The sequence below is a fragment of the Bradyrhizobium sp. genome (assembly GCF_052389815.1).
GTDB lineage: Bacteria > Pseudomonadota > Alphaproteobacteria > Rhizobiales > Xanthobacteraceae > Bradyrhizobium.
The window spans coordinates 20,841-31,584 of record NZ_JBQTHN010000227.1; the positions used below are offsets into that span (position 1 = coordinate 20,841).

General features: G+C 65.0%; 10 protein-coding genes. 6 read left to right on the forward strand and 4 right to left on the reverse strand.

All coding sequences use genetic code 11. The annotated features are described in order from the left end of the window. Positions 1 to 495: 495 nt before the first annotated feature. The 3 genes from ACT4OC_RS30295 to ACT4OC_RS30305 form a co-directional block, all read right to left on the reverse strand. Positions 496 to 2,268, reverse strand: a complete 1,773-nt coding sequence (locus ACT4OC_RS30295; protein ID WP_444842742.1) for a peptidoglycan-binding protein — start codon at positions 2,266 to 2,268, stop codon at positions 496 to 498. A gap of 144 nt (positions 2,269 to 2,412) precedes the next feature. Beyond that, entirely contained in the window at positions 2,413 to 2,826 is a 414-nt protein-coding gene (locus ACT4OC_RS30300) for a hypothetical protein (protein WP_444842743.1), read from the reverse strand. Positions 2,827 to 3,017: 191 nt separating this feature from the next. Then, on the reverse strand, positions 3,018 to 3,551 hold the full coding sequence (locus ACT4OC_RS30305) for a Crp/Fnr family transcriptional regulator (RefSeq protein WP_444842744.1): 534 nt from the start codon (positions 3,549 to 3,551) through the stop codon (positions 3,018 to 3,020). Positions 3,552 to 3,868: 317 nt separating this feature from the next. Here ACT4OC_RS30305 and ACT4OC_RS30310 point away from each other — a divergent pair, with 317 nt between their 5' ends. From ACT4OC_RS30310 to ACT4OC_RS30320, 3 genes are all read left to right on the forward strand, one after another. Beyond that, a complete protein-coding gene (locus ACT4OC_RS30310; RefSeq protein ID WP_444842745.1) occupies positions 3,869 to 4,132 on the forward strand; it encodes a hypothetical protein in 264 nt (87 codons plus the stop codon). A 190-nt stretch (positions 4,133 to 4,322) separates the two neighbouring features. After that, on the forward strand, positions 4,323 to 4,844 hold the full coding sequence (locus ACT4OC_RS30315; protein WP_444842746.1) for a PAS domain-containing protein: 522 nt from the start codon (positions 4,323 to 4,325) through the stop codon (positions 4,842 to 4,844). Then, the gene (locus tag ACT4OC_RS30320; protein WP_444842747.1) at positions 4,822 to 6,132 is read left to right on the forward strand and encodes a methyl-accepting chemotaxis protein; all 1,311 of its coding nucleotides are present in this window, start codon (positions 4,822 to 4,824) and stop codon (positions 6,130 to 6,132) included. The genes ACT4OC_RS30315 and ACT4OC_RS30320 overlap by 23 nt, the downstream gene beginning before the upstream one ends. A 442-nt stretch (positions 6,133 to 6,574) precedes the next feature. Here ACT4OC_RS30320 and ACT4OC_RS30325 read toward each other — a convergent pair whose 3' ends face one another. Further along, on the reverse strand, positions 6,575 to 7,516 hold the full coding sequence (locus ACT4OC_RS30325; protein ID WP_444842748.1) for an acetamidase/formamidase family protein: 942 nt from the start codon (positions 7,514 to 7,516) through the stop codon (positions 6,575 to 6,577). Between the two features lie 138 nt (positions 7,517 to 7,654). On the opposite strand from ACT4OC_RS30325, the gene ACT4OC_RS30330 reads away from it, so the two are divergent. From ACT4OC_RS30330 to ACT4OC_RS30340, 3 genes are all read left to right on the forward strand, one after another. Further along, positions 7,655 to 8,452: a YdcF family protein gene (locus ACT4OC_RS30330; RefSeq protein ID WP_444842749.1), complete on the forward strand. Its 798-nt coding sequence runs from the start codon at positions 7,655 to 7,657 to the stop codon at positions 8,450 to 8,452. Positions 8,453 to 8,514: 62 nt separating this feature from the next. Then, positions 8,515 to 9,303 (forward strand): DUF169 domain-containing protein, encoded by a 789-nt coding sequence (locus ACT4OC_RS30335; protein WP_444842750.1) that lies wholly within the window; start codon positions 8,515 to 8,517, stop codon positions 9,301 to 9,303. Positions 9,304 to 9,431: 128 nt separating this feature from the next. Continuing rightward, on the forward strand, positions 9,432 to 10,607 hold the full coding sequence (locus tag ACT4OC_RS30340; protein ID WP_444842751.1) for a saccharopine dehydrogenase family protein: 1,176 nt from the start codon (positions 9,432 to 9,434) through the stop codon (positions 10,605 to 10,607). Positions 10,608 to 10,744 lie beyond the last annotated feature (137 nt).

Below are 10,744 nucleotides of genomic sequence, written 5' to 3' on the forward strand. Positions count from 1 at the left end.
TCGGGCGCGCATTCGCGCGACCCGTTGGCTCGCTTGTCCGGGACGACACTGAGTTTGCAGGTCCAACTTTTCAAACAGCAACCACCGTCATTGCGAGGAGCGAAAGCGACGAAGCAATCCATCTATCCCCGCGGGGATAGGTGGATTGCTTCCCTTCGCTCGCAATGACGGAAAAGACATGCGCTCTCATTCTCACGGCTCGGAATCGCCTGAGGTTTGCATCTTTGCTGCGCCCTCTCCTTGAAGAGGGCGCAGGGAAAGCCGGGCGCTGGCTGCGCCGGCATCACCGTGTGCAACGGGTAGTGAAGAACGCATGCGCGATATCTACCGTAAATCGTAATTCCGATAAAGAGAAGTATTTTCGATTTGGGGCTTGACACATTCCGTAAAGTCGAAGTAGTTGCCGCACATGGCGGCTTTTGCGGCCAGCCGCGGTAGCGTGGGGGCGGGTGCAAAAAAGAGCCCCGCCAAAGGCGGGGCTCGGGGAAGGCCTTGTTACCGGCCGGGAGGGGTCTGGGCCGGCTGACCCGACGCCGGAGGCGGCGGGGCGTTGTTCTGGTTGGGCTGGGCGGACGGCTGGTTGCCGCCTTCTGCCGGGGATTGGCCGCTGGTCTGACCCTGCGGCTGCTGTGCCGGCGCCTGTCCGGTGGTCTGGCCTTGCGGCTGCTGCTGGGCGCCGGCCTGGCCGGTTGCAGGCTGGTCCTGCTGTGCCGGGGTATTGGCCTGACCTTCTCCAGCGGCCTGACCCTGTCCGGTCGTCTGACCCTGTCCGGTGGTCTGGCCGCCCTGGCCCTGGCCCGTGGTCGTCTGGCTCTGCGTGGCGCTGATCCTGTTGGACACGCCGAGCGCCGCGACAGTGCGGGTGTCGATCGACCCGCTAACCTGGATGCCCTGCTGGCGCTGGAAGGTGATCAGGGCCTGGCGCGTGTCGGGTCCGAGGATGCCGTCCGCCTCGCCGATGAGAATGCCGCGTTCGATCAGCACGCGCTGAACGATACGGATCTCGTCGGGGCTGAGATCGAGCGCGGCAACGCTGTCAGCGCTCGCACTGGCACCGCCGCCACCACGGGCGAAGCGGGCGCGCGGTCCGGCCGGGACGACGTCGACGATCCTGCGCTGCCGATCCAGGAATACGATCTCATCCTCGACGACGAAGAAGCTGTAGTCGCGGTAGGCAGGGAAGTAGTCGATCAGCACCGGGTACGCCGAGACCGACACAAACGTTATATGCCTCGGCACCACCACGCCCGTGTTGATCCGGAAGTTGATCGAATTGACGTTGACCCGCGCGACGTTGCGCGAAGTGAGCACCGACTGTTGCAGCCTTGTCTGCTGTTGCGCGCTCACCGAGAAGCGGCCTGACGCGCTCTGCGTCGTTGCGCGATCGGTCTGCGGCTGGGTGCTGGTCTGTCCCTGGGTGTTGGCGCCGGTCGTCGTGCCCTGATCCTTGCCCTGCTGCATCTTTTGATCGGACTGACGCGTCCGGTCACGCTCGCCGCGGCCCTGACCGATGGTCTGGTCCTTTTGCTTGCCGAGCGGTTGATCCTTCGATCGATCCTTGCCCTTTTGCTCGGACTGACGCACCGGATCGCGCTCGCCGCGGCCCTGACCGATGGTCTGATCCTTTTGCTTGCCGAGCGATTGATCCTTCGATCGATCCTTGCCCTTTTGCTCGGACTGACGCATCTGATCGCGCTCGCCGCGGCCCTGGCCGGTGGTCTGCTCCTTCTGCGCGCGCCGCGACGGATCCTTGCCCATCTGCTCCTTGCTCATCTGCCGCTCGCCGCGGTCCGCCTTGCCCGCGGCACGACTGCCGTCTCGCATGCCTTCCGCGCGTGACGGGCCGGCGGCAGGGCTTTCGGCCCGGCCACTGCCGCGCGGCTCCGCAGCGCGGCCTTGCGTCATGCCTTCACCGCCGCCGCGGGAAGCTGCGCCCGGGCCTTTCGACATGCCGCCTCCGGGTGCGCCGCGCTCGGAGGCGCCGCCACCCGGTCCGCCGCCTGCGCCCATTCCGCCGCCGCCTTCACGCATGCCTTGCGCCGACGCCAGGCCGACGCCGGCGAGCAGTACTGCTGTGGTCAGCAGGAACCTGTTCTTGCTTCTGCTCTTCATCATGTCTCCTCCGTTTGGCTCAATTCGAAATTTCCGACGCGGCACTTTCGAACGGCTCAGCTCAAGCTCGTTCCGCCGATCGAGTTTCCGGTCCCAACAAGAAAACGGAACGTCGCTGTCATTCGTTCCGATCAATGGCTGCGGCGTCGGCACCACGGAACGGGTTCCCCGTCGGGCGCATTGCGGCGTACCGGTTGGCGCGCACGTCGTCGACCGAAGCGCTCATGTCGGCCGGCCGTCGCTGCGATGCTCGACGAAGGGCTCGGCGTCCGACGCTGAGCCCGTCGTCTCCCGCATCAATCACCAGTGGGGGTGCCAGCGATGATGATAGAAGTGGCGCCGCGGAAACGGACCGGCGTAATAGGAGTAGGCCGGACGCACGACGCGGCGATAGCGATAGCCGTAATAGGCGGGGGCGTAACCCGTGGTGTAGTAGGTGGTGGTGTAACCACCCCAGGGATACGGATCGTAGCCATAGCCGCCGTAGTACGCGGGTGCGTACCCGCCATAATCGGCCGGACCGTAGTAGCCGTAGCCAGGACCGTAGGCATAGGCCGACGTGGCCAGGCCGCCGATCACGGCGCCGGCGAGCAGTCCGCCAGCCAAGGCCGGACCGAAACCGCCGCGCCAGTGGGCTTCCGCCGGGGTGGGCGCCGCCACGGTGCTCAAGCCGAGCGCGCCGACGGTTGTCAGAACAAGTGCGGTCTTTTTCATGGGTCTCCCTCCTTTCGCGTGGATTGGGGTGCAAAGCCAACATGGAGGCAGGAAAAAAGTTGCAACACGCGAGTGCGGCGAAGCAATGTAGGTGTATGGGCGTTCATCTGGATGAACGCTGCGCGACCGGTGCCGGCGAATGTCCCGCCGCGCGTTGTCGCTGTTCAGCTTGTCTTCGGCTGGGCGCGGATTCACTGACGACGCCGGGCGAGCTCGCGATAGAGGGCCTCGGGGCTTACCGCGATTTCGTCGGCGACGAGCTTCCATTCGCCTTTGCCGGGTGAGGCTCCGGGATTCCACGCGATCCATGCATCGAGCCTTCCGGCAACTGTCTTCAATGAGAGTATTTCCGATCGCAGCCGTGCGCTTTGCAGTTCCTGCGCCAGGTAGGTCGCCCAGACGTCGCTGAGCCCGGAGCTGTTCGCGAGCAATTTCTTGAAAGCTTGCTTCGCATAGGTCCTGGTCTGTGCCGGAGCGGATGCGACGGCATCGCAATGATAGGTTTCGGAGTACAGGGAGGCTTCGGCCAGGATCGATCTGGGGCCGGCCCTCTGAAGTACGAGGGTGGATCCGTCGTCTTGATGCCGGACCAGGTGCACCGATCCAGCCAGCACGAAATGCACTTCCTTGACGGTATCCCCGCGATGGAACAGCGACTGGCCGCGGGCGAAGTCCCGCCGCCGGGCAACGAGGTCTTTCAGGAAAGGTTCGATGGAGTCCGACATGATCACTATCATGTCGTGGGAGCCGGCCCTGTGGCAAGGAGTGACTGTTCGCCGGCCGGCGCCAGACCGGCGCGATTCGGGATTTCCAGGAGGAGGACTGATGCGGCTCTTTTGGATCGTCGTTGCGGTTGGTCTGGCTTGCGGCGGCGCGACGTTCGCCGCGGCTCAACATCATCAGCACGGCCACAATGCCTCGGCTGCCGTCGCTCCGGATTCCCGGCAGCTCGTGGAGTTTCCGGCACCGCTGGTCGCGCACACGCTCGCCAACATGCGCGATCATCTGCAGGCGCTCCAGGAAATCCAGGTCGCACCTTGCGATGGGTCGGACCGACGTTGCAGCCAAGCTCGCGGAAACGCGGCTCGGGATGTCGTCGCTGGGACTGCACGGCGCTGCGGACGTCGCCAAATACATGCCGCAGGGGATGCAGGATGCCGGAACGGCGATGCATCGGGCCTCGAGCCGGTTTGCCATTGCGACCCAAGAGGCGGGCGTAACCGGCGATTTGAAGCCTGTGTTTGCGGGGCTCGCGGAAATCACGGCCCAATGCGTTGGCTGTCATGCCGGCTACCGGCTGAAATAACAAAGCTGAGTGCGGCCGCAGCCGCAGCCGTTCGAACGCGCAAGAGACGCCAATGCGAGTCAGTCTCAGTTGCCTACGTAATCGTCCGGAGGTCAGCGGCTTCGCGGTGCTCATCACCCGTTAACACTGTTCTCCTAGCGTCCGGAAAGCGGCGCAACGGCGCGTCGCTTTCGCAAGGATGATGTCAACGATGGCACGAACCGTGCGCCCGAGCGGCGTCGAAGCCATGCTCGGCGAAGAAGAACTGATCGTGTCGAAGACCGATCTGAAGGGCCGCATCACCTACGCCAACGACGTTTTCATCCGGATGGCGAAGTATTCGTACAGGGAATTGATGGGCGCTCCGCACAGCCTGATCAGGCATCCGGACATGCCGCGCTGTGTTTTCAAGTTGCTCTGGGACACGCTCGAGACCAGGCACGAGATCTTCGCCTACGTCGTCAATTTGGCGAAGGACGGCAGCCATTACTGGGTGTTTGCCCATGTCACGCCGACGCTCGACGACCAAGGCAATATCGTCGGTTATCATTCCAATCGCCGCAGGCCCGACCGCGGCCCGATCGAGCGCATCAGCCCGATCTACAAGGCGCTAAGCGCCGAGGAAGCGCGGCATGCCAACGCCAGGGACGGCATGCGCGCGAGCTTCGACATGATGGTCGGTCTGCTCGACAAACAAGGCGTAGGTTACGATGAATTCGTGCTCTCTCTCTAGGATGCAGGCGGCAGGCGGCCTTGCGGGCCTTCTCGCGACTGCCGCGCTCGCCGCCGTCTTCATCGCCGATCCGCTTCCGCGCACGCCCGCCGCGATCCTGCTGGGCGTGATCGTCGCGCTACTGGCCTACGGCATATGGAGCCTGAGGCAGGTGGTCGCGGCGGTCAGCGAGGCCACGAAGGTGTGCAATGCCGCCGCGAAGGGCGATCTCGAGGCGCGCGTGCTCAGCGACCGGCTGCCCGGACGGATCGGCCTTATGCAGAAGTCGATCAACGACATGCTCGACATCACGGACGCCTTCGTGCGCGAGGCGTCGGCCTCGATGGACTATGCCAGTCGCGGCAAGCATTTTCGCAGGATCATGGCGCGCGGGCTGCCTGGATCGTTCCGCCGTTCGGCTGCCGTCATCAACGGCGGAACTGAGAGCCTGCGCCGGCGCGTGCTCGAGATCGGCAGCCTGTCGAAGGAATTCGGCGCCCGGCTCGACGAGATCGCCGGCAATCTCGTCAATGCGGCAGCCGATCTCGAAGCCGATGCCGGAACGATGGCCGCGGCAGTCGAGGAAACCGGCCATCAGACCGCCCGCGTGATGACGGCCTCGGGGCAGGCTTCCAGCAACGTCCAGACCGTGGCCAGCGCAGCCGAGCAACTGGCATCGTCGATCGCCGAGATCAGCCGCCAGGTGGCGCGCTCGACGGAAAACACCGGCCGCGCGGTCGGCGAGGCGCACCGCGCCGGCGGCGAAATTCGTTCGCTGGCGGAAGCTGCGATGCGGATCGGCGACGTGGTCAAGCTGATCAGCGAGATCGCGGAACAGACCAATCTGCTCGCGCTCAATGCCACGATCGAGGCGGCGCGCGCCGGCGAGGCGGGCCGCGGGTTCGCGGTGGTTGCCTCCGAGGTCAAGAGCCTCGCCACCCAGACCGCGAAGGCGACCGAGGAGATCAGCGCCAAGGTCGGCGAGATGCAGCAGAGCACGACCGCGTCGGTCGCCGCGGTCGAGGCGATTGCGCAGACCATCGAGGACGTCAATCAAACCGCCTCCTCGATCGCAGCTGCGATCGACGAGCAGGGGGCGGCGACCCGCGAGATCGCGCGCAACATGCAGGAGGCGTCGGCGAGCACCTCGCAGGTGTCGTCCAACGTCGGCGGCATCAGCGCCGCCGCAGCCGATACCGGTCAGGCTGCGATGCGCGTCAACGGCGCCTCCGGGAGCGTCCACGGCCAGGTCGCGATGCTGCGGCAGCAGGTGACGCATTTCCTGCAGCGGCTCACCGCCGCCGCGTGACGATCAAAGCAGCTCGCGAAAGATTCCGAGCCAGGACAGGATCAGGACGATGACCGTCCAGACCACCGGACTGTTCAACCATTGCAGTACCACGATTACCCCACACACCTTCGGCAAGCCGACCCCATCGGCAACGCCGTGTCTCTCTTGCAGTTGTTTTCCGGGCGCCCCGCGGCGGACCAAAGTCCGCCTTCCTCGTGCATGCCCGTGCACGCATATGGTGAGCGCACCGCCAGATGCATGGTGCGCGGCGTGCGTCGCAATTCACGATTTGCTCGCGTATTGTTGATTCAGCGGCACCGAATATGTGGCCGGGCGGCAACGCGCGCTTAACGCTTTGGCGCGCGAATCACATGAGCGCCTGTAGGGCGCATGAGCCGCAAGACGTAATGGGCCGATGGTGGCGCGGCGGCTTACGCTGGCGCTGATCCGCCCTACGAAGTCATCCGTGCACCACCGACTTCGCGATCATGCAGTGGATGCCCTTGGAGCCGTTCACGGTCTGCGTCACGCGCAGGTCCGCGGCGAGGCTGCACAGGGTGTAGGCGTCCTCGCGCGACAGGTTGCGCTTCTCCCCGAGCAGCACGATCATGTCGCGCAGCGCGCGCACCACGCATTGGTCGAGGTCGGGATCGACAGCCATGGTCATGTAATGCTCGGCGGTCTCGGCGCGGGGACAGGCGAGCGAAAGGTCCTTGCGCAGCGTCAGGCGGAAACGGCCCTGCAGCGCGGTCTCGATCGCGGTGACGCAGACTTCGCCGTCGCCCTGCACGCCGTGGCCGTCGCCGCAGGAGAACAGCGCGCCCGGCACGAACACCGGCAGATAGAGCTTGGCGCCGGCGCCGAGCTCCTTGTTGTCGAGGTTGCCGCCCATGGCACGCGGGATCAGCGAGGTGATGCGGCCCCAGGCCGGCGGCGGCGCGGTGCCCATCACGCCGAAGAACGGTTTCAGCGGCAGGTCGAGCCCCCAGGGCAGGCGGCCCACCATGCGCTCACGGTCGAGCGGGATGTTGAGGATTCGCGTCTCGTGGAAATCGTCTGGCAGCGTGCCCGCAAGCGGGCGGATCAGGTTGTAGCCCCAGTCCTGCCGGAGCTGGACGTCGATGATGTCGACCTCCAGCACGTCGCCGGGCATGGCGCCCTCGACCGCAATGGGACCCGTCAGGATATGGCCGGGCACCATGCGCTCGCTCTGCGCATGGATATCGAACAGTTCCGGCGGGATGTGGAATTTGCTTTTGTCCGGCAGCACGTCCGGTCCGCCGCTGACGGTGTCGATTAAGACCTCGTCGCCGCTTGCGATCGTCAGGACCGGCTTCAGCCTCGCCTCGAAGAAGCCCCAATGGCAGGTTTGCGGACTGGAATGCAGGTGATGATGGGTCATGATTTTTTCGTCATTGCCGGGCTTGACCCGGCAATCCATCATTTCGAAGACACTTTTTCAAGATGGATACGCGGGTCAAGCCCGCGTATGACACGGTGAACCTGTGGCCCGCAATGGCGCTTGAATGGGATCGTTTGCTTGTTTTTCGCAATCTCCAAGACCGTCGGCTACCTGGGAATTCCCAGCACTTTCCTGATCGGGATTGGCCTCGTCGGCGCAGTCCTGCTCCTGACGCGGTTTGCAAGGCTCGGGCGCAGGCTGATGGTGGTCGCGCTGGTGCTGCTCGCGATCTGCGGCTTCTCGCCGCTCGGCAACCTCGTGCTCTATCCGCTCGAGCAGCGCTTTCCGAAATGGGACGCTTCGCGCGGGGAGCCTGACGGCATCATCGTCCTCGGCGGATCGCTCCATGCCGATCTCTCCGCGGCGCATGGCGTGCCCGTGATCTCGGGTGCGGCCGACCGGATCATCGGCGCTGCGACGCTGGCGCACCGCTATCCCGGCGCACGCATCGTCTACACCGGCGGCAGTCCGAAGCTGATCTCCAGCGATGCCAGGGAGGCCGACTACGCCACGGCGCTGTTTCAGGGCCTGGGGATTCCGAAGTCGCGGCTGACTGTGGAACGGCAATCGCGCAATACGAGGGAGAACGCCGAATTCTCCAAAGAGATCGTCAAGCCGAAACCGGGAGAGCGTTGGCTGTTGGTGACCTCGGCCTATCACATGCCGCGGTCGATGGGACTGTTCCGCAAGGCGGGCTTTCCGGTCGAGGCCTACCCGGTGGACTGGAAGGTCGGCGGGAAGGCGGATCTGTTCCTGTTTTACGTTACTGCCAATGACGGTCTTCAGCTCGTCGACATCGGCGTGCGCGAATGGCTCGGGCTGATCGCCTATCGCATCGCCGGTTACACCGATGCGCTGCTGCCCGGGCCGGAATAGGGCTTCGCGTCCACCGGGCAACCAAGCTAGGATCGGTGCAAAGGTCATCCGGGAGAGAACGCATGCAACAACAATCGCCGCCCGAAAACTTCGATCTCGCCGGCATGGTGGCCGATCTCAACGGCCTGTTGCGGTTGAAGACGACCGTCATCGGCATGAAGCTGTTTGCGACCGTGGAGGAGATGGCGGCGATTCCCAGGATCCGCCGGCCAACGGCGATCCACACCACCGACCAGATCGTCAGCATGGCTTCGCGGCTCGGTTGGACCGTCGGCATCACCGGCGACGATCTCGTCGGCGCGCAGTGCCGTGCGGTGATCGGGCTCGCGCCAACGGACGAGAAATTTCTGGCCGGCGAAAATTATGTCGGCGTCTGGCACGGCACCGCGGAGGACGCGCGCAAGCGGCAGGAGGCGCTCGACGTGGTGCCGTTCGGCCGCTACAAGGCGCTCGCGGTGAGCCCGCTCGGCAGCGGCCGGCTCGATCCGCCGGACATTTGCCTGGTCTATGCGACGCCCGGGCAGATGATCATCCTGATCAACGGGCTGCAATATACCGGCTACCGGAAGTTCGAATGGGGCGTGGTCGGCGAGACCGCATGCGCGGATTCCTGGGGGCGGGCGCTGAAGACGCGCGAGCCGAGCCTGTCGCTGCCCTGCTTTGCCGAACGCCGCTATGGTGGCGTGCCCGACGAAGAGATGCTAATGGCGCTGCCGCCGGCCTATCTCGCCAAGGCCATCGTGGGGATGAAGCAGCTGGCGAAGAACGGCCTGCGCTATCCGATCGCGCCCTACGGCATCCAGGCCGATGTGCGCGCCGGGATGGGCGTGAGTTACGCGGGGAAGAAGTAGCCGTCATTGCGAGCGAAGCGAAGCAATCCAGCTTTGCCGCAGCTTCGTCGCTTCCGCCTTCGCTCTTCGAGCTACGGCGGACAAGTCGCTCCTCGCAATGACGAATTGAGAGTTCAAGGGAATAGAACATGTCTTCGAAATTCGACATCGTCGTCTACGGCGCCACCGGTTTCACCGGCCGGCTCGTCGCCGAATATCTCGCCGCGCATTACAAGGGCGACGCCAGCCTGAAATGGGCGATGGCCGGCCGAGCTAAGGACAAGCTCGCCGCCGTGCGCGATGCGATCGGCGCGCCGAAGGATTTGCCGCTGATCGTGGCGGACGCCGGCGATCCGGCCTCGCTGAAGGCGATGGTGGAGCAGACGAAGTCTGTGATCAGCACGGTCGGGCCGTACATGCTGTATGGCAATGAGCTGCTGGCCGCCTGCGTTGCCGCGGGCGTGGACTATTTCGATCTCTGCGGCGAGCCGACCTGGATGCGCCAGAAGATCGAGGAGCATGAGGCGGCGGCGAAGAAGAGCGGCTCGCGCATCGTGTTCTCCTGCGGCTACGATTCGCTGCCGTTCGAGCTTGGCGTGTTCTGCGCGCAGGAAGAGGCGAAGAAGGCCTTTGGCGCGACCGCTCCGCGCGTAAAGGGCCGCGTGCGCGAGATGAAGGGCACGTTCTCCGGCGGCACCGCCGCGAGCATGCGCGCGATCTTCGAGGCGGCGGCGAAGGATCTGAGCCTGGTGGCGCTCCTGAAGAATCCGTTCTCGCTGACGCCGGGATTTGACGGCCCGAAACAGCCGCCGGGCAACCGCCCTGTCTACGACGAGGAGCTGAAGACCTGGACCGCGCCGTTCGTGATGGCCAACATCAACACGCGCAACGTCCACCGTTCCAACATGCTGCTCGGTTTCCCCTACGGCAAGGACTTCGTCTACGACGAGATGGTGATCACCGGGCCGGGCGAGCAGGGCGAAGCCATGGCCAAGAAGGTGATGGCGGCCAACAACAAGCTCTCCGGCGCCGACGTGCCGAAACCCGGCGAGGGACCGTCGAAGGAAGAGCGCGAGAGCGGCTATTACGATCTGCTGTTCGTTGCGATCGCCCCCGACGGCCGGCAGGCCAAGGCTGTGGTGAAGGGCGACCGCGATCCCGGCTATGGCTCGACGTCGAAGATGATCGCGGAATGCGCGATGTGCCTTGCGCGCGATGCGGCCGACACCGCGCCCGGCATCTGGACGCCGGGAGCTGCGATGGGCCGCAAGCTGATCAAGCGACTGGAAGAGCGCGCCGGGATTACGTTCCGGCCGGAGAAGTGACGGGTCCCGCCGCCGCTTCCCGCGCCTGCCAGCGCTGTGCGGCGGCGAACATGCCCCACATGGCGCCGAGCATCAGCCAGAAGTGCCGCCAGTGGTCGGTGTCGATGATGAAGCTCTCGGCGACGGTGCCGAGGAAG